Genomic DNA, 19,052 nt, shown 5'->3' on the forward strand with positions numbered 1-19,052 from the left:
CCGCTCCCAGCCGGCGGCGCGGCCGCCCATGCCGTCGGCGATCGCCCGGACCGTCCAGTCGCCGGAGTTCCAGTCGACGCCCAGTTCGGCCAGCGCCGCCTGGACGTTCGCCGCGCACGCCTCCAGCCGTTCCACCAGCGCCGGTTCCCGGTCGAGCAGCCGCTGCGCCAGATCGCCCGCCGGATCGGGGGCGGGCACCTGGGCGACCGTGATCAGCGCTCTGACCTGTTCGGCGCTCGGCAGCATCGCCTGGTCGGGCAGGGTCTGGCCGGCCCTGGCGCGGCGTTCGGGGGTCTGCGCGGCCAGCAGGGCGGCCAGTTCGGTGATCTCGGCGGTGGTCAGGGGCGGCTTCTCGGGCAGCCCGGGGATCACCGGCATCCAGGGGAAGCCGGGCTGGAGCCGTGTCTGGATCTCCTCGACGGTGCCGCTGTAGCCGTCGCCCAGATCGAGCACTTCGGCGACGCGCAGCCCGCCCAGCCGGGCCCGCAGCGCGGACGTCTCGTGTTCGAGCTGGTGGACGCGGTCGGCGTGGTCGGCGAGCGCCCGGTCGTACCGTTCGGGGTCGTAGGAGCCGTACCGGACGGACAGGGCGTTGAGCTGGGCCGTCAGATCGGATTCGCCGTCGACGGTCACCGCGAGCCCGGCCAGTTCGGGCGGCAGGCTGTCGCGGATCTCGGTGGGTTCCGGTGTGGTGACGAGGATCCGCTGCCCGCGGGCGAGCAGGGCCGTCAGCAGCCCGCCGAACGACTCGCGTTCGCGGAGGTGGGCGAGCCTGTCCTCGCCGGTGGGGCGCAGGAAGTGGGCGAGCCCGGCCGGGACGGGGCCTTCGGCGACCTCGGCGAGCATCCCGTCCAGATAGTCGACCAGGGCGGTTTCGGTGCGGGGCCGCAGCACCAGGGCGGGCGCCAGCCGGACCCGCGCCCCGCCGGTGGCCGGGTCGTCGGTCCAGTCCTCGCGGAACGCCACCGGCTCGTCGAAGGCGAAAGAGCACCATTTGCGCAGGACGTCGGCGACGGAGTCCTGGAGGCCGGCGCCCTGCCCCGTCCGGACGGCGTCGCGGAGCCAGTCGGTGCGGGCCGGCCGGAACCCCTGCAGGTCGTCGAGGAGATCACGGTCCTGGAGGGTGGTCGGCCGGTCGGTGAGCAGCACGTCGACCCGTTCGGTGGCCTTGTCGAGGACCACCCGGACGGGCGTGGTGAGCAGATGGTTGCGGACCTCGGTGCCGTCGCCCGCCTGCCAGGTCAGCAGCCCGACGGCCAGCACCAGCTCCCGGTCGCGGGCGATCTCGGTCAGCCCGCGCAGGGTGCGGTACCAGCGGCGCAGCGCCAGCCAGCCGTCGAACTCCTCCAGTGCCGCCGGCGGGCTCAACGGGATCGGGGGCAGGCCGAACAGGGCCTGTCCACCGCGGGCGTCGGTCTGGACGCGCAGTTCCCCCGGCAGTTCGGCCAGCCAGTGCACCTCTTCGTAGGCCGCCACGTCCAGGACGCGCGCCCGCCGGGAGCGCGTCAGGTCGCGGATGAACCTCAGCAGTTGCACCGCTTCGGCGTTCAGCTCCCCGCTCACACCCCTCCCTCGCTCGCCCGGCCCGGCCGCCGTCCTGAGGTTTCGATCTAACACGGCCCGGACGGATTGTCCAACCGAACGGGGAAATCCGCAGGTCTCAGGGGCGGCCCGGGGGCGGGTCAGATGGGCGAGCCGGTGCGCGCCCGGTACTTCCGCTCGCTCGGGATCATGATCCAGAGGACGGCGTAGATGATGAACTGCGGGCCCGGCAGCAGGCACGACAGCACGAACAGCAGCCGGACCATTCCGGTGCCCATTCCGAACCGGCGACCCAGCGCGGCACAGACTCCGCCGATCATTCGTCCGTGGTCCGGACGGTACAGGCCTTCCATTTCCTTCCCCCTTTTTCGGTGTTCCTTCTGCTCTTCACGGTAGAAGCCGGAAAGGGGGGTCGGATCGGCCGGGAGGACGGTTCCCGCGTACTACCTGCGGGGTAAGGGATTCCCCTTAGGGGGCCAGCAGCCCGGGAAGCTCGTCCAGACCGTCGATTCGGAAGGCACAGCGGGCCAGAAGTTCCGGATCCTGCTGCACATGGCCCCAGGGACCCCTGCGAAGGAAGGCGACGGGCATCCCGTAGGCGAGGGTCGGACGGACGTCGTTGTCGATCCGGTCGCCCACATAAAGGATTTCTTCGGCGGGGAGACCCGCCTCGGCGACCACCCGGTCGAAAAACGCCGCCTTCGGCTTCTCGACGCCCCATTCCTCGGACGTCGCGAGCAGATCATGATCGAGCCTCATCGCGGCGATCGCGGCCGTCGCCTCTTTCGGCTGATTTCCCGCGATGCCCACGAAAAGGCCCTGGCTGCGCAGTGCGGTGAGGGTGGCGCGGACGTCGGGGTAGAGGTCGTCGGCGTCGAACCCGTTGGGGACCCCGGCCGCGATCCTGGCGGCCTCCTCCGTGGCCAGATCGAAACCGGGCCGGAAGTGCTGGAAAACGTTCATGTGGGATTCACCACGGGCGACCGTCGCGCCGAGCACCGCGTTGAAGGTGTGCCGCGGCACCCCCAGCCAGTCGGCCCACCGCCCGTAGATCCGCCCCTCGTTGATGATGGTCTCGCCGACATCGAAGAAAACCGCCCTGATCGTCACGGAGCCCATGCTAGGCAACCCCTTCCCCTGTCCGGATCGAAGGGCTATCTTCCAGAAACCTACCGAGCGCTTGTTTTAGACGGAGGGGGAGAGTTGCCGGTACCCGATCAGCGGGATCCCGAGGTCACCCGGCGGATCCTGAGCGGCTGGCTGGACGGCCGGCTGCCCGGCGCCGAGGTCGCCTCGCTGCAGACCCCCGCCGCCAGCGGATTCTCCGCCGAGACCCTGATGTTCAGCGCGGGCGGCCGCGACTTCGTGGCGAAGGTCGCGCCGACCGGCCACCAGATCTTCCCCGAGCCGCGGTTCGAGGAGCAGTACCGGGTGCTGGGCGAGCTGCGGCGGCGCGGCGTCCAGGTGCCCGAGGTGCACTGGTACGAACCGGACACCTCCCTGCTGGGGTCGCCGTTCTTCGTGATGGGCGCCGTCGCGGGACGGGCGCCGGGCGACATGCCGCCCTACCACCAGGAAGGCTGGGTCACCGAGCTCACGCCCGCGGAACGGGCGCTGCTCTGGGACAACGGGCTGCTCGCCATGGCCGCGATCCACCGGCAGGACGTCACGGGCCTGGAGTTCGTCGACCAGACCGCCTACGGGCCGACGGGGCTCAACCAGCGGCTCGCCTACTACGAGCACTACCTGCACTGGGCGTACGCGGGGAAGGTGCCGCTCGCCGAACGGGCCCTGGAATGGCTGCGCGCCCACCAGCCGGCCGAGCCGGGGCCGCCCACGCTGCTCTGGGGCGACGCCCGGATCGGCAACCTGCTGTTCGACGAGCGGTGCGAGGTGGCGGCCGTCCTCGACTGGGAGATGGTGACCCTCGGGCAGCCCGAGGAGGACCTGGCCTGGTACCTGTACCTCGACCGGCACCACTCCGACTGCCTCGACCTGGAACGCCTGCCCGGCTTCCCCTCCCGCGCCGCCACCGTCGCCCGCTACGAGGAACTCCTCGGCCGTCCGATGCGCGACCTGGCCTACTACGAGGTCCTGTCGGGCCTGAAGTTCGCCGTGGTCATGGCGCGGATCGGGCAGCTCTTCATCAGCTACGACCTCGTCGGCGCCGACGACCCGTTCCCGCACACCAACACCGCCACCCAACTGCTCGGCAAGGTCCTGGAGGAACTGTGAGCCTGTCGCCGCTGGACGACTACCCGATCCACCAGATCTCCGGGGTGATGCGGCACGTCGGGACGTCCGACCGGAACTTCTACGACCGGTACTACTTCAACTGCTTCCCGATCTCCGGCGAGATGATGCTGATCGTCGGGGTGGGGCAGTACCCGAACCTGGGCGTCACGGACGCTTTCGCGGTGCTCCGCAGGGGCGACGTCCACCAGGTGGTGCGCGCCTCCCGCGAGCTGGGCGCCGACCGCATGGACACCACGGTCGGCCCGTTCCGTGTCGAGGTCGTCGAGGGGCTGAAGAAGCTCAGAGTCGTCCTGGCGGAGAACGAGCACGGACTGTCCTTCGACCTGACCTGGGAGGGTTCTGTCCCCGCGACGCTCGAACCGCGCCACTACCTGCGCTGGCAGGAACGCGTCATGTTCGATTCGACGCGCATGGCCCAGACGGGCCGCTGGACCGGCCATCTGATCGCGGACGGCGAACGTTTCGACGTCACCCCCGACACCTGGTGGGGGACCCGCGACCGCTCGTGGGGCGTCCGCCCGGTCGGCGAGCCGGAGCCGCCCGGCATCCACGTCAACAACGCGGGCACCTTCTACTGGCTGTACGCGCCCATGCAGTTCGACGACCACGCGATCCTCTGCATCATCCAGGAGGACGAGAAGGGCCGCCGCCTACTGGAGGAAGCCGTCCGCGTCTGGAACGACGACCGCGACGACGAGTACCTCGGCCGTCCCGAATACCGCCCCGTCTACACCCCCGGCACCCGCGACTCCCACTCCGCGACGATCTCCTTCTCCCCGCCCGCCGGAACGCCCTTCGACGTCGAGGTCACCGCCCTCCTCCCCGTCCACCTCATGATCGGCACCGGCTACGGCCTGGAACCCCACTGGAAACACGGCATGTACCAAGGCAAAACCCTGGTCGTCCAAGCCGACCGCCGCTCCGCCTCGGCCCCCGACATGTGGGGCCTGGTCGACGCCGCCGCCCGCTTCACCTACACCTCCCCCACCACCACCCCCCAAACCGGCTACGGCCTCTACGAATACTGGGCCCTAGGCCCCCACCCCTCCTTCCCCTAACCAACCCCCACCGACCCGCGCCCTCCCACCCCCCGAACCCCGCAACACCCCACACCCCAAGCCGACCAAGACCCTCCGAGACCCCACCGAACCCCGATCAAGATCGCCTCGAACTGCGCCAAGTGGACGGTTTGCGGCCGTGAAACGGGCGACACGCCGCAGTTCGAGCCGATCAAGAAGTTGCCCGGGGTGCTGCCGAGCCCGGGTCGAGATCGTGTCGAGCTGTGGCGAGTGGACGGTTTGCGGGCGCGAGAAGGGCGACATGCCGCAGTTCGAGGCGATCATGGGTGATGGTACAGGGGTTGATGAATTCAGGGTTCGCTGTATTGTTGAGGGAGGGGCTGCTGATCGGTGGTCTGATGCTCTGGGGAGGTAGTGATGGTCTTGGTGGCTTTGGTCATTTATTTGGTGTGGGCGGTGGTGGCGTTCGGGGTGCGGAGCTGGGTGCAGTGGCGGCGGACCGGGGATACAGGTTTTCGGGGTGGCGGGATGCGGGTCGGGACCGTTCGGTGGTGGGCGCGGGTCGCGTTCGTCGCGGCGCTGCTCGTTGGGTTGGCGGGGCCGCTTGCCGCGCTCGGCGGGCTCGATCCGGTTTCCGTGCTTGATCGGACGGCCGTTCAGGGGGTGGGGCTGGTGGTGGCGGTTCTCGGGGTGGCGGGGACCGTCGCGGCCCAGTGGTCGATGGGGGCGTCCTGGCGGATCGGCGTCGACGAGCGGGAGCGCACCGAACTCGTCACCACGGGCGCGTTCGCCCTGGCCCGCAACCCCATCTTCACCGCGATGATCGTGACGGCGGCCGGGCTGGCGGCCCTCGTCCCCAACCCGCTGTCCCTGTTCGGTCTGCTCCTCACGGTCGCCGCGATCGAACTCCAGGTCCGCGCCGTCGAGGAGCCCTATCTGACGAGGACCCACGGCGCCCCCTACCGCGTCTACAGCACGTCCGTGGGCCGCTTCCTGCCCGGGCTGGGCACCATCCGCCGGTGACCGATTAGGCTTCGGATCCGATGCCGTCGCGCAAGGAGAGCCAGTGACCACGCAGGCGGTGCGGGAGTTCGTCGGCGGGCTCGACGGGCGGCTGCCCGCCTACGTCTACGATCTGGCGGCGCTCGCCGCGCACGTCGCGGACGTCCGTGCCGCCCTCGCCCTGCCCGGCGGCCCCGAACTGTTCTACGCGGCCAAGGCCAACCCCGAGGAACCGGTGCTGCGGGCCGTCGCACCCCACGTGGACGGCATCGAGGTGGCCTCCGGCGGCGAACTCGAACACGTCCGCAAGGCGCTCCCGGACGCGCGGATCGCGTTCGGAGGGCCGGGCAAGACCGACGCCGAACTGCGGACGGCGATCCGCCTCGGCGTGGAACGCGTCCACGTCGAAAGCCCCTACGAGCTGCGCAGGCTCGCCGAGATCGCGGAAACCGAACGGGCCGACGTGGACGTCCTGCTCCGCGTCAACCTCGCGGGCGACCGCCGGGACGTGGCCCTCGCGATGTCAGGCCCGTTCGGCATGGATCCCGACCTCATCGGCGACTGCCCGCCCATCCTGGCGGCGCATCCGAGGCTGCGGCTGCGCGGCGTCCACGCGCATCTCGCCTCCGGTCTCCCGGCTGGTCCGCTGGTGCGGCAGCAGCGCGAGATCCTCGACTGGGCGCGGCCGTGGCTGGCGAACGCGGGCGTCGAACGGCCGGAGTTCAATCTCGGCGGCGGCATGGGCGTCGACTACGCCGATCCGGGGCACCGTTTCGACTGGCCGTCCTACGCACGGGGGATCGCGGCGCTCGCCGAGCCGGGGGAGACGTTCCGCGTCGAACCGGGCCGGGCGATCAGCGTCCATCACGGCTGGTATGTCACGGATGTCCTCGACGTCAAGCAGGCCCACGGCCGCGCCTACGCGATCCTGCGCGGCGGCACCCACCACTTCCGGACCCCGGTCACCAAGAACCACGACCAGCCGTTCGAGCTGCTCCCCGGGGCCCGCCGGGGCGTCCCCACCCTGACGGGCACCCCGGTCACCCTGGTCGGCCAGCTCTGCACACCGAAGGACGTCTTCGCCCGCGACCGCCCGGTCGACCGCCTCGCCGTCGGCGATCTAGTCCTCTTCCAAATGGCAGGCGCCTACGCCTGGAACATCTCCCACCACGACTTCCTCATGCACCCCAAACCGACCACCCACTTCCTCCCCTGACTCAGCCGCCCCGATCAGCCGCCTCGGTCGGCCGCTTTGGTCGGCCGCCTCGATCCTGCGGTCCGGTCAGCCGCCCGGATCTGCGCCCCGGTCAGCCGCCTCGGTCGGCCGCTTTGGTCGGCCGCTTTGGTCGGCCGCCTCGGTCGGCCGCTTTGGTCGGCCGCCTCGGTCGGCCGCCTTGATCTGCGGCCGGTCAGCGGCCTTGGTCAGACGCGGGGGGCGAGGGCTCGGATTGCGGTGAGGCCGTTGAGTTGGGAGTTCGGCAGGATGGCCAGGACCGGGGTGGTCAGGCCGTTCGCGACGTAGGACTCGATCCGTGTCCGGCAGGTCTCGGGGGAGCCGTGGACGATCAGGTCGTCGACGACCTCGTCGGGGATCGCCTTCAACGCGGCCTGCCGGTCCCCGGCGGCCCAGGCCTCGTTCATCGGGCGCAGCGCGTCGCCGCGTCCGAGCCACTCGTGGAACGCCTGGTAGACCGGCACGTTCATATACGCGGCGATCAGCCAGCGCCCCAGGTTGCGTGCCTCGTCGGCGTCGTCGGTCGGCATGACGAACAGCCGGGCGATGAGCTCCTTGGACGGGTCGTAGGCCGCCCGCACCGTGGGCACGTCGGTGGGCGCCAGCCAGTTGGTGATCGCCGCGTCGGCCTCCCGCGCGGCCAGCTTCAGCATCCCAGGACGCAGCGCCGCCAGCGCGATCTTCGGTGCGACGGCGGGCGCCGCCTCCAGCTTGAACCCCTTCACGCCGAGGGCCTCGTCGGTGACCTTCTCCCCGGCGAGGGCCTTGCGCAGGAACCGCAGCGTGTCGCGCACCTTGGCGTACGGTTCGGTGAACGGGATCCCGTTCCACCGCTCCACGATGGTGTCGCTGGACGTCCCGATTCCCAGCACGAACTTCCCGGGCGCGAGGTCGGCGAGGGTCGCGGCCTGCTGGGCGAGGAGCGCGGGCCCCCGCGTGTACACCGGGACGATCGCGGGCCCGAGCCGCAGGGTCGGCGCCCACTGGGACGCGAGCGCGAGCGGCGTGAACCCGTCGGCTCCATTGGTCTCGGCGGACCAGACGTCGGTGTACCCGAGCGCGGGCAGCTCTTCGACGATCTCCCGGTGCGCGGCGAGGCCGAGCCCGGGCAGCGGAATGGTCAGTCCCCAGTTCATGTCTCTCCCTACGCGATCGCCGGGCGGATCGTCGACCCGCCGTCCACGACCATGGTCTGCCCGGTCATCCAGCTCGAGGTGTCGCCGGCGAGGAACGCGGCGGCGTTGGCGATGTCGTCGGTCTCGCCGAGCCTGGCCAGCGGCAGCTCCTTGCTGATCGCGGCCTCGTTCTCCTCCCACAGCGCCCGCGCGAGCTGGGTCTTCACCAGTCCAGGCGCGATCGCGTTGACGCGCACGCGCGGCGCGAGCTCCATCGCGAACTGCCGGGTCAGATGGATGACGGCCGCCTTGGTGGCGTTGTAGTAGCCGATCCCGTGTTCGGTCACGAACCCGCCGACGGACGCGATGTTGACGACCGCGCCGCCGTTGTCCTTCATCCACGCGCCCCACGCGAGCTGGGTCCAGAGCACGACGGCCCACTGGTTGACCTGGACGGTCTTCTCGGCCCGCGCCGCGTCGATCTCGATCATCGGGCCGAAGTAGGGGCTGGTTCCGGCGTTGTTGACGAGCACGTCGAGCCGTCCGAACTCGGCCATCGCGGCGTCGACGCACGCGGCGGCCTGGTCGGCGTCACCGACGTGGGCGGCTTTGGCGAGCACGCCGATGCCGGGATGGGCGGCGCGCAGTTCGGCCGCGACCTCGTCGAGGCTCTCCTGCCTGCGTGAGGAGAGCACGACGTTCGCGCCTTCGGCGGCGAGCGTGAACGCGATCGCCTTGCCGATGCCGCGCGACGCTCCGGTGATCAGAGCGGTCTTGCCTGCGAGTCCAGTGTCCATTTTTCGCGCCTCCCAGAATCCGGTTCGGTGGCACCCTATCCGCTAACTGACTCGTGGGTTACTTTGGCCCTCATGGCCACTGTAGAGACCGTCCACGGCGCCGTCGACACCGCCGAGCTGGGCGTCACCCTCATGCATGAGCACGTTTTCACCGTCTCCACCGAGAACCTGCAGAACTACGGCCAGGGCTCCTGGTGGGACGAGGAGTTCCGGGTCGCCGACGCGATCGCCCGGCTCCGCTCGGTGGCGGCACAGGGCGTCCGGACGCTGGTGGACCCCACGGTCTGGGGCCTCGGCCGCTACCTTCCCCGCGTCCAGCGGATCAATGCCGCGGTGCCCGAACTCAACATCATCGTCGCGACGGGCTACTACGACTACGACGGCGCGCCCACCCCGTTCTTCCTGCGCGGCCCCGGCGGGCTCCTCGACGACGGCGGCCCCGACCCTCTCGCCTTGGAGTTCGTCCGCGATCTGACGGTGGGGATCGCCGACACGGGCGTCAGGGCGGCGTTCCTGAAGTGCGCGATCGAGCACGGCGAGGTAGCGCCGGGTGTGGCCCGCACCGCGAAGGCCGTCGCGTACGCGCACCGCGAGACGGGCGCGCCGATCACCGTCCACACCAACCCGTCGCAGGGCACGGGCCTGTACGCCCTGGAACTGTTCCGCGCCGAGGGCGTCGACCTCACCAAGGTCGTGTTCGGGCACAGCGGCGACACCGGCGACCTCGACTACCTGATGGAGCTGGCCGATTCGGGCGCGATCCTCGGCATGGACCGCTTCGGCCTCGACGTCCCCCGCGACACCGCGTCCCGGATCGAGACGGTCGTCGCGCTGGCCGAGCGCGGCTACGCCGACCGCATGGTCCTCAGCCAGGACGCCTGCTGCTTCATCGACTGGTTCGGCCCCGACCACGACACCCTCCGCCCCCTCCTCCTCCCCAACTGGCACTACGAACACATCCTCGCCGACGTCCTCCCCGCCCTCCACACCGCCGGCCTCTCCACAACACAAACCCACCTCATGCTCACCCAAACCCCCCGCCGCTACTTCACCCCCTGACAGCGATACGACTGGTATCCGGGGAAATCCGGTGGTGAGGCGTCCGTCGTCGGTAAGTTGACCGCCTGTGACGTCTGTCTTCCACATCACCCATATCGACAACCTGCGGGGCATCGCCGCTCAGGGCATCCTGTGTGATCGCGATAGTGGACGGCGCTTCCCGGTCAACAGCGGCCACTCGCACATCAAAGACAGACGCGCGGCACATCGCGTGACAGCCGGGCAGGCCGGGCACCTCAACGACTACGCTCCGTTCTACTTCGCGCCACGGTCGCCCATGCTCTATGCGATCAACAGCGGTCGCGTCGGTGGGGTGGCTCATGGCCAGCGGAAGATGCTGCATCTGGTCTCCTCCTGCGAAGCGATACAGCAGGAGGGCTTGCCGTTCGTTTTCACCGATGGCCACGCCACCATGAAGTTCAGCAGCGTCTTCACCGACCTACGCGATCTTGACAAGATCGACTGGTTGATCATGGGGGAGAGGTTTTGGCACGACACCCAAGAGGACAACGATCGGAAGCGGCGGCGGCAGGCGGAGTTCCTGGTTCACCGGCGCCTACCGTGGTCGCTCATCGGGGAGATCGGTGTGATCGACCACCTGATCGCCGGCCAGGCCAGAGAGCTTCTCGGGGATGCGGCTCATCGGCCACCGGTGATTGTCAGGCCCGAATGGTACTACTGAGGGGACTGGGCGGCTCGGCCGAAGGGAGGGAAGAATGATCGAGTTCGGGAGCGGAAATCTCCTGGATGCTCCTGCGGAGGCCCTGATCAATACGGTCAACACCGTCGGGGTGGCAGGCAAAGGGCTTGCTTTGCAGTTCCGGCAGGCCTACCCGGCGAACTTCAAGGCCTACGCTGCCGCGAGCAAGCGCGGCGAGGTCGTCCCCGGGCGGATGTTCGTCTTCGACAGCGGGCGGATGGGCGACGGCAGATACTTGATCAACTTTCCGACGAAGCGGCATTGGCGTGGTGGATCGCGCCTGTCGGACATCGAGGCCGGGCTCGCGGATCTGGTTCGGGTGCTGCGCGAACTGGAGATCCGTTCCGTCGCCGTCCCGCCGCTGGGCTGCGGGAACGGCGGGTTGGCCTGGAGTGATGTTCTGCCCCTCATCACGGACGCACTCGCTCCACTCTCCGATGTCCGTGTGATCATCTATGCGCCGTCTGGAGCACCCGATCCCGACGAGATGCCTGTTCGAACCACGAAACCTGAGCTGACGTCCTCGCGGGCAGCCGTCCTCGCCCTGTTCGATCGCTACCTCCAGCCGGACTACCGCCTGGGGGCGCTCGAAGCGCAGAAGCTCACCTATTTTCTGCAGCTCTGCGGGGAGCCGCTACGGCTCAAGTTCACCAAGGGTGATTTCGGTCCTTATGCCGAGAATCTCAACCATGCGTTGCAGTACCTCGAAGGGCACTACATCCGCGGTTACGGAGACAGAACCCAGCCGATGAAGCTGGCTCTGACTCCCAACACCTCGGGTGAAGTCGAGCATTGCCTGGCAGGCGATCCCGCGACCGCGGCAAGAGTGGAGCGCGCGGCGGAGATCATCGACGGGTTCGAGACGCCGTACGGGCTCGAACTGCTCTCGACCGTCCACTGGGCGGCGGTCGAGACCTCAAGGTCCGATCTGGAGAACGTGGCTGCGTACGTCCAGGCCTGGACGGAGCGGAAGGGAAAGCTCTTCACCCGGGCGCATATTTCCGCTGCTCTCGCACACCTGGAGGAGAGAGGGCTGCTCGGCATGTAGTGGGCGGGGTCTGACGGAGGGCTAGCGCCGCACCCATAAGTGACTCTAGGGTCACTTGTATGGATGCTTCTGCTCGTCGGCTGGGGTCGATGCTTGTGGGGATGGGGGCGTTGCACTTTGTGGCGCCGAGGCCGTTTGACGCGATGATTCCTGAGGGGCTGCCGGGGGAGGCGCGCGCTTGGACGCATCTCAGTGGGATCGCCGAGGTGGCGGTGGGGGTGGCGGTGCTCAATCCGTCGACGCGGCGGATCGGGGCGCTGGCCGCGGCCGGGCTGATCGCGGCGGTCTTTCCCGCCAACGTGAAGATGGCGCGGGACTGGAAGGACAAGCCCGCCCCGCTCCGCAACGCCGCCAAGGCCCGGCTGCCGCTGCAGATCCCGCTGATCGGGTGGGCGCTCTGGGTGGCCCGCAAGCCCTGACCCGCGTCACAGCCAGCCGAGGCCCCCGAAGACGGCCAGCGCCGCGATATCAACGCCGAAGATCGTTCCGACGGTGAGGAGTTTGCTCCGGAGCTTCGCCATGTCGTGGACGAGGAAGCAGGCCGTGAAGAACGGCACATACCCGACCAGGAAGATGATCACCGGGAATTCCGGGGACCACCAGCTCCACTCCCAGGTCAGCACTCCGGCGCGGTTGAGCAGGATCTCCACGCCGACCGCCAGCGCGGAGTTGACCGCGATCAGCACCGGCCGGTTCGGCAGCCCGAGGATCCGCTGCTCCTTCGGCGGGAGCATCTTGGCCGCCGCGATCCCCATGATCATGAACATGAAGCAGATCTCGATGTTGAGCCCGATCAGGATCTGGTAGGACGTGCTCCCGCCGGCTCCCCACACCGGGGCGCGCCCGCTGAAGTGGAACACCAGGGAGTTCCAGATCTCGTTGAACCAGTCCATGCCCCACAGGGCCAGCCCGCCCAGCAGGACGTTCCAGTTCCGCCGTTCGATCTCGACCGAGTAGACGTACAGCACCATCAGCAGCAGCGGCACCACGTACCACTGGAACTGGTCGGCGTCGCGTAGCTGTTCGAGGGCGTCCCTGGCCGCGTCCGTCACTGAAACCTCCACACCGATCGGGCGTGCGGTCAGTGTGACAGATGGGCATTAGATGTCCAATAGTCCCACCGAATCGAATGCGGTCGGCGGGGACGGCTAGCCGGGCCGGACCAGCGGGAACGGGATCGTCTCGCGGATGGTCTTGCCGGTGAGCATGATCAGGAGGCGGTCGACGCCCATCCCGAGACCACCGGACGGCGGCATGGCGTACTCGAGGGCGCGCAGGAAGTCCTCGTCGAGATCCATCGCCTCGGGGTCGCCGCCGGCGGCGAGCAGGGACTGCTCGGTGAGGCGGCGGCGCTGCAGCACCGGGTCGATGAGCTCGGAGTAGGCGGTGCCCAGCTCGATCCCGCAGACGATGAGGTCCCATTTCTCGGCGAGCCGGGGGTCGTCGCGGTGCGGGCGGGTCAGCGGCGAGGTCTCGGCGGGGAAGTCGCGGACGAACGTCGGCGCGATCAGCGTCTGCTCGACCAGCAGCTCGAACAGTTCCTGGACGAGCCGTCCCTGCCCCCAGTCGGGATCGGGTTCCAGCCCGGCCGCCTCGGCGTGCGCGCGCAGCTCGGGGAGCGGCGTGTCCGGGGTGATCTCCGTGCCGAGCGCCTCCGACACCGAGCCGTACACGGTGATCGCCGCCCAGGGCGCGGCGAGGTCGAACGAGGCCCCGGGCCGGTCGATCACGGTCGTCCCGAGCGCGGCCAGCGCCGCCGCGATCGTCAGCTCCCTGGTCAGCACCGCCATCGTGTCGTAGGTGCCGTACGGCTCGTACGCCTCCAGCATCGTGAACTCCGGGTTGTGCCGGGGCGAGACCCCTTCGTTCCGGAAGTTCCGGTTCAGCTCGAACACCCGCCCGATCCCGCCGACCAGCAGCCGCTTCAGGTACAGCTCGGGCGCGATCCGCAGGTACAGCTCCAGGTTGTAGGCGTTCATCCGGGTCGTGAACGGCCGCGCCGTCGCCCCGCCGTGCACCGGCTGGAGCATCGGGGTCTCGACCTCGAGGTAGCCGCGCTCCCGCAGCGTGTCCCGGACGGCCGCGACGGCCGCCCCTCGAGTCCGCACCATCTCCCGCGCCGGCCCGTTGACGATCAGATCGACGTACCGCTGCCGCGCCCGGGTCTCCTCGCTCAGCCCGCCGGGCGCGGGCAGCGGATGCAGGCACTTGGCGGTCAGCGCCCACGACCGCACCAGGACGGTCAGCTCCCCGGTCCTGGTGGTGATCACCTCTCCGGTGACGCCCACCTGGTCGCCCAGGTCGATGAGGGTCTTCCACCGTCCCAGATCGGGCAGCTCCGCCGTCAGCATGATCTGGATGTCGCCGGTCTCGTCCCTGAGGGTCGCGAAGCAGAGCCGTCCGTGCTCGCGGGAGGCCACCACCCGTCCCGCGACGGCCGCCGTCACCCCGGTGGCCGCGTCCTTGGGCAGCCCGCCGTAGGAAGCCCGCAGGTCGGCCGCGTAGTCGGTGCGCGCGTAGCCGAGCGGGTAGGGGTCGATCCCGGCGGCGCGCAGCAGGTCGAGCTTGGCGTGCCGCACGCGTTCCTGCTCCGAAAGCCGCCGCCGTGGCGCGCGCGCCGCCTCGACGGCGGCCTCCACGGACGTGATCTGCGCGAGCAGTTCGGGCGGGGTCGTCGCCTCCGTCAGCGGCGGTTTCTTCAGCGTCGGCAGGAACCCTTCGGCACGCGCGGCCGCCAGCCCGATCCGCACGGCGTCCCGGGAGTGTTCGAAGCAGATGTAGCGGGGCAGCCACTCCGGGTGATATTTCGCGTTGGCCAGGTACAGCGATTCGAGCTGCCAGAACCGCGACGCGAACGACATGAACATGTAGCCCAGCCGCAGCACGGGCCCCGCGCCGATCTTCCCGCCGCGTTCGAACACCCCGCGCAGCACCGCGAAGTTCAACGAGATCCGCTGGACGCCGATCGCCCCGGCCCCGGTGGCCAGCATCGCCACCATGTACTCGTTGATCCCGTTCTCGGCGGCCCGGTCGCGGCGCATCAGGTCGAGCGACAGCCCGTTCCGTCCCCACGGCACGAAGCTGAGCAGCCCTCGGCGCACCCCGTCCCGGTCGAACGCCTCGACCATGACGCATCGCCCGTCGGCCGGGTCGCCGAGCCGGCCGAGCGCCATCGAGAACCCGCGTTCGGTGGCGCCGTCCCGCCACCGGTCGGCGTCCGCGACGATCTCCGCCAGCTCGTCCGCCGGGATCTGCCCGTGCCGCCGGATCCGGACGGTGTACCCGGCCCGCTGCACCCGCCGGACGGCCTGCCTGACCTGCCGCATCTCCCGTCCGTCGAGGTTGAAGTCGGCGGTCGGGACGATCGCCTCGTCGCCGAGTTCCAGGGCGTCCATCCCGTTGCGGGCGTACGCCTGCGCCCCGCGCGCGCCCGCGCTCATCACCCCGGGGATCCAGGCGTGCGCCCGGCACATGGCGAGCCATTCCCCGATCGCCTGGTCCCAGGCGTCAGGGTCGCCGAGCGGATCGCCGCTGGCCAGGCAGACGGTCCCCTCGACCCGGTAGGAGATCGCGGCCCGCTGCGACGCGCAGACGAAGACGTCCTTGTCGCGCCGCAGCGCGAAGTAGCCGAGCGAGTCGTTCTCGCCGTACTCGGCGAGCAGCGCCCGCGCCGGCAGCTCCTCTTCGGGGCTGAGCACGGCGTCGCCCCGCCCGGGCCGGAACAGCGCCCAGACGGTCGTGAGCAGCAGCCCGCCGCCGAGGAAGTCGAGGATGAGGTCCACCCACCGGGGCACGCTGACGTCGATGGGGTTGCCCGTCACGGCCGCTCCCACGGCCGACTGCAGGAACGCGTAGATCGTCTGGGTCCACCAGGCGCCGACGGGGTTCTGGTCGGTGGCGGCGACGAGCACGGTCCCGAACACGAGTGTCACCAGAAGGAACCAGAGGAACACGCGCGCGGCGAGCCGACGGTTGGCACGATCGGGGAGCGTGTTGAAATTCTTCCGTCCCGCGATCAACCCGATCAGTACGAGGCCGAAAACGGACGCGATGACAACCCAGAGGAGTCCGCCGTCCTCCGGATCGAAGATCGCGGCAAAGGCCAGCAGGAAGAACAGCGCGAACACGATCGTGACGATCCGCCACGCCGACTTCTTGCGCCGCCTGATCCCGATGGACAGCAGGATGAGCAGCAGCCCGTAGGCGAGGCTGGGGGCCCAGCCGAGGACGGTGAGCCAGCGCAGGGCCCAGATGCCGGCGGCCTTCTCGATCAGGCCGGACGACAGCCACGCGACGATCGAGGCGATGCCCGAGAGCCGGACATACCAGAACACGACCGTCGGCACGGTGTTCATCAGCCGCGCCCATAGGCTTCCCATGATCCCCCCGTCATGATCAGTACCCACAATTCCGTCGGCGCCCACCGCGAACTTTCCCGGCAGATCAGGCATCCAACGCCGCAGGTCGGGAATCTGCCAGCGTGGTTACCGATATGCACTTCGACAATGGATATGGTCACTTCTATGCCGAATGACATCCCGAGCCGACTGATCGCGCGCCGCTACCGGCTCGAGACCCAGGTCGGCCGGGGCGGGATGGGCACTGTCTGGCAGGCCTTCGACGAGGTCCTGGGCCGTGACGTCGCCGTCAAGGAGGTCATCCTCCCGTTCGGGCTGAGCGACGAGGAACGCGATCTCCAGCACCGCCGGACCTTCCGCGAGGCCAGGACCGCCGCACGCCTCGCCCACCCCGGCGTCGTCACCGTCTACGACGTCGTCGAGGAGGACGACAGGCCGTGGATCGTGATGGAGCTGATCAAGGCCAGCTCCCTCGACAAGGTCATCAAGGGCGAGGGCGTGCTGACGCCGCGCCGCGCCGCCCGGCTGGGCGGCCAGATGCTGTCGGCGCTGCACGCCGCGCACGTGGCGGGGGTGCTGCACCGCGACATCAAGCCGTCGAACGTGATGCTCGCGCCGGGTGACCGCGCCGTCCTCACCGACTTCGGGATCGCGCACGCCACCGGCGACGCCACCCTGACCGCCACCGGCCTCGTCATGGGCTCGCCCGCCTACATCGCCCCCGAGCGGGCCCGCGGCCGGGTCGCCGGTCCCGCGTCCGATCTGTGGGCGCTGGGCGTCACTCTGTACGCGATGTGCGAGGGGCGCTCCCCGTTCGAACGGCCCGAGCCGATGGCGTCGCTGCTGGCGATCATCTCCGAGGACGTCCCGGAGTCGCCCAACGCGGGCCCGCTCAACGAGGTGATCCTCGGCCTGCTCCGCAAGGATCCGGCCGAGCGGATGACCGTCCACGAGGCCGGGATGCTGCTCGACGAGATCGCGCACGGCAAGGGCGGCGCGCCGACCCGTCCGGTGGAGCGCCCGCAGCCGGTGGTGATCGCCCAGCCCGCTCCGCTCGCGCCCGGCGATCCGACGGCCCGTGAGGGCTCGCCCCGGCTCGGCCCCGCGACGATCGGCGCGACCGCCCGCAAGAGCGGCAGGACGGGTGCGATCGTCGCCGCGATCGTCCTGGCCACGGGCATGATCGTCGGTGGGATCGCCTGGAACCAGGCCCAGGGCGACGACAAGCCCGACAAGCCTGCCGTGCCCGTCCCGGCGAAGACCCAGAAGACCTCGCAGCCGGCGAGCCCGTCCCCGACCGCCTCCCCGTCGAGGTCGACCACTCCGAGCGCGTCGGCGAGCACCACGCCCAGCGCCTCGTCCAGTGCGACGGCCTCGGCCCCCGCCACGACGACCGGTTTCCACACCTACCAGGATGATTCCGGCTACTCGCTTCTGATCCCGGACGGCTTCACCGGCCCCCAGTCGGGCGTCGGCGGTGACCACTTCTACTCACCCGACCGCAAGATCAAGATCCAGATCGACCAGGTGGCGAGCGCGGGCCCGAGCGCCCTCGCCGACTGGCAGCGATCCTCGGCCCGTCCGGCGATCACCGGATACCGGCTGGTCAGCGTCAAGGCGACGCCCGACCAGCCGCCCGTCCGCGGCACCAACGGCGCCCGCTCGGCCGACTGGGAGTTCACCTCGACCGAGGGGGGCGTGACGATGCATACCCTTAACCGGGGTTTCGTCCTGCCTCCGCGCGGCTACGCGATCCTGCTGCGCGCCCCGGAAAGCGAGTGGGCGGCGGTCTACCAGCGGATGCGTCCGGTCTACGAGAGCTTCAAGGGCGCGTCCTGACCAGGGCGGGCCTTTACGGAACCGTGAACTAGTGGCGATAGGGTCCCGCGCATGACACAGGGGGAGGAGCGGCTGCTCGGCGGCCGCTACCGGCTGGACGGGGTGCTCGGCCGAGGCGGCATGGGCACCGTCTGGCGCGCCCGCGACGAGGTGCTGGGGCGCACCGTCGCGATCAAAGAGGTGATCACGCCGCGGGGCCTGGACGACGCCGCCCGCGAGATCATGCACCAGCGGATGCTGCGGGAGGCCAGGGCCGCCGCCCGGCTCACCCACCCCGGCATCGTGACCGTCCACGACGTGGTCGAGGAGGACGGCGTCCCCTGGATCGTCATGGAGTTCGTCGACGCCCGCACCCTCCAGGACGTGATCGACAACGACGGCCCGCTCGATCCGGCCCGCGTCGCCGACATCGGCCGCCAGCTCCTCGGCGCGCTGCGCGCCGCCCATCTCGCGGGCATCCTGCACCGCGACGTGAAGCCCGCGAACGTCATGCTCAGCGAGGATCGGGCGATCCTCACCGATTTCGGCATCGCCCAGATGGAGGGCGACTCCTCCCTCACCCAGACCGGCATCGTGATGGGTTCACCCGCCTACATCTCGCCGGAGCGCGCCCAGGGCCTCAAACCGGGCCCGGCCTCCGACCTGTGGGCGCTCGGCGCGCTGCTGTTCGCGGCCGTCGAGGGCACCGCGCCGTTCGAACGCCCCGAGGTCCTGTCGACCCTGGCCGCCGTCATGATGGAGCCGATCCCGCCGCTGACCCGGGGCCACGCCCTCGCCCCGGTGATCGTCGGCCTGCTGGCCAAGGAGCCGGAGGAGCGTCTGGACGCGGCCGCCGCCGCCGAGCTCCTGCACCGCGCCGAGTCCCCGCGCCGCCCCCGCGCCGAGATGACCTCCCTCGACCAGACCGCCGTCGCCGACGCCGAGCTGATCCCGACGGCCGCCGTCCGCGCCCCGATCGCCCAGCACTCGGCCCGCACCGGCACCACCTACGACTCCCTGTTCCGCCCGGAGCCCTCCCGCACCCCCCGCACCGTCCCGGCCCCCACCCCGTTCCCCCCGCCCCGCCCCGTGGCCGCCGCCCAC

At 70.1% G+C, this 19,052-nt stretch carries 16 protein-coding genes and 1 pseudogene; 10 read left to right on the forward strand and 7 right to left on the reverse strand.

Going from position 1 to position 19,052, the window contains the following annotated elements; all coding sequences use genetic code 11:
- The 3 genes and pseudogenes from ACYVE7_RS12725 to ACYVE7_RS12735 all read right to left on the reverse strand — a co-directional run.
- Positions 1 to 1,563, reverse strand: a pseudogene (locus ACYVE7_RS12725) (hypothetical protein); the annotation flags it as partial.
- A gap of 119 nt (positions 1,564 to 1,682) precedes the next feature.
- Positions 1,683 to 1,895 carry a PspC domain-containing protein gene (locus ACYVE7_RS12730; RefSeq protein WP_460364848.1) on the reverse strand — a complete coding sequence of 71 codons (213 nt, stop codon included), beginning with the start codon at positions 1,893 to 1,895 and terminating at the stop codon, positions 1,683 to 1,685.
- A gap of 115 nt (positions 1,896 to 2,010) precedes the next feature.
- Complete coding sequence (locus tag ACYVE7_RS12735; RefSeq protein ID WP_460364849.1) at positions 2,011 to 2,661, reverse strand: HAD family hydrolase; 651 nt, start codon at positions 2,659 to 2,661, stop codon at positions 2,011 to 2,013.
- 84 nt (positions 2,662 to 2,745) lie between these two features.
- Between ACYVE7_RS12735 and ACYVE7_RS12740 the strand changes: the two genes are divergently transcribed.
- The 4 genes from ACYVE7_RS12740 to ACYVE7_RS12755 all read left to right on the forward strand — a co-directional run bounded on the left by ACYVE7_RS12740 (position 2,746) and on the right by ACYVE7_RS12755 (position 7,035).
- Positions 2,746 to 3,777, forward strand: a complete 1,032-nt coding sequence (locus ACYVE7_RS12740) for a phosphotransferase family protein (RefSeq protein ID WP_460364850.1) — start codon at positions 2,746 to 2,748, stop codon at positions 3,775 to 3,777.
- Positions 3,774 to 4,856 (forward strand): hypothetical protein, encoded by a 1,083-nt coding sequence (locus tag ACYVE7_RS12745; RefSeq protein ID WP_460364851.1) that lies wholly within the window; start codon positions 3,774 to 3,776, stop codon positions 4,854 to 4,856. Before ACYVE7_RS12740 ends, ACYVE7_RS12745 begins: the two co-directional genes overlap by 4 nt.
- A gap of 489 nt (positions 4,857 to 5,345) precedes the next feature.
- Positions 5,346 to 5,840, forward strand: a complete 495-nt coding sequence (locus ACYVE7_RS12750) for a methyltransferase family protein (RefSeq protein WP_460364852.1) — start codon at positions 5,346 to 5,348, stop codon at positions 5,838 to 5,840.
- Positions 5,841 to 5,883: 43 nt separating this feature from the next.
- Positions 5,884 to 7,035 (forward strand): type III PLP-dependent enzyme, encoded by a 1,152-nt coding sequence (locus ACYVE7_RS12755; protein WP_460364853.1) that lies wholly within the window; start codon positions 5,884 to 5,886, stop codon positions 7,033 to 7,035.
- 206 nt (positions 7,036 to 7,241) lie between these two features.
- On the opposite strand, the gene ACYVE7_RS12760 is transcribed toward ACYVE7_RS12755, so the two are convergent.
- Positions 7,242 to 8,189, reverse strand: a complete 948-nt coding sequence (locus tag ACYVE7_RS12760) for an LLM class F420-dependent oxidoreductase (protein WP_460364854.1) — start codon at positions 8,187 to 8,189, stop codon at positions 7,242 to 7,244.
- Positions 8,190 to 8,197: 8 nt separating this feature from the next.
- The gene (locus tag ACYVE7_RS12765) at positions 8,198 to 8,965 is read right to left on the reverse strand and encodes an SDR family oxidoreductase (protein WP_460364855.1); all 768 of its coding nucleotides are present in this window, start codon (positions 8,963 to 8,965) and stop codon (positions 8,198 to 8,200) included.
- 72 nt (positions 8,966 to 9,037) lie between these two features.
- Between ACYVE7_RS12765 and ACYVE7_RS12770 the strand changes: the two genes are divergently transcribed.
- The 4 genes from ACYVE7_RS12770 (at position 9,038) to ACYVE7_RS12785 (ending at position 12,191) form a co-directional block, all read left to right on the forward strand.
- Entirely contained in the window at positions 9,038 to 10,024 is a 987-nt protein-coding gene (locus ACYVE7_RS12770; RefSeq protein WP_460364856.1) for a phosphotriesterase family protein, read from the forward strand.
- A 67-nt stretch (positions 10,025 to 10,091) separates the two neighbouring features.
- Complete coding sequence (darT, locus tag ACYVE7_RS12775; protein ID WP_460364857.1) at positions 10,092 to 10,706, forward strand: type II toxin-antitoxin system toxin DNA ADP-ribosyl transferase DarT; 615 nt, start codon at positions 10,092 to 10,094, stop codon at positions 10,704 to 10,706.
- Positions 10,707 to 10,740: 34 nt separating this feature from the next.
- Positions 10,741 to 11,772, forward strand: a complete 1,032-nt coding sequence (gene darG / locus ACYVE7_RS12780; protein WP_460364858.1) for a type II toxin-antitoxin system antitoxin DNA ADP-ribosyl glycohydrolase DarG — start codon at positions 10,741 to 10,743, stop codon at positions 11,770 to 11,772.
- Between the two features lie 143 nt (positions 11,773 to 11,915).
- Positions 11,916 to 12,191 carry a DoxX family protein gene (locus ACYVE7_RS12785; protein ID WP_460364859.1) on the forward strand — a complete coding sequence of 92 codons (276 nt, stop codon included), beginning with the start codon at positions 11,916 to 11,918 and terminating at the stop codon, positions 12,189 to 12,191.
- Positions 12,192 to 12,197: 6 nt separating this feature from the next.
- Here the strand turns inward: ACYVE7_RS12785 and ACYVE7_RS12790 are convergent, their stop codons facing one another.
- Together ACYVE7_RS12790 and lysX are read right to left on the reverse strand one after the other, a co-directional pair.
- On the reverse strand, positions 12,198 to 12,824 hold the full coding sequence (locus tag ACYVE7_RS12790; RefSeq protein WP_460364860.1) for a hypothetical protein: 627 nt from the start codon (positions 12,822 to 12,824) through the stop codon (positions 12,198 to 12,200).
- A 96-nt stretch (positions 12,825 to 12,920) separates the two neighbouring features.
- Entirely contained in the window at positions 12,921 to 16,127 is a 3,207-nt protein-coding gene (gene lysX, locus ACYVE7_RS12795; RefSeq protein ID WP_460364861.1) for a bifunctional lysylphosphatidylglycerol synthetase/lysine--tRNA ligase LysX, read from the reverse strand.
- A gap of 168 nt (positions 16,128 to 16,295) precedes the next feature.
- Here lysX and ACYVE7_RS12800 point away from each other — a divergent pair, with 168 nt between their 5' ends.
- Both ACYVE7_RS12800 and ACYVE7_RS12805 read left to right on the forward strand, forming a co-directional pair.
- The gene (locus tag ACYVE7_RS12800) at positions 16,296 to 17,969 is read left to right on the forward strand and encodes a serine/threonine-protein kinase (RefSeq protein ID WP_460364862.1); all 1,674 of its coding nucleotides are present in this window, start codon (positions 16,296 to 16,298) and stop codon (positions 17,967 to 17,969) included.
- 51 nt (positions 17,970 to 18,020) lie between these two features.
- Positions 18,021 to 19,052: serine/threonine-protein kinase (locus ACYVE7_RS12805; protein WP_460364863.1), on the forward strand; the 1,032-nt coding region annotated here is incomplete at its 3' end.

The sequence above is a fragment of the Actinocorallia lasiicapitis genome (assembly GCF_054778695.1).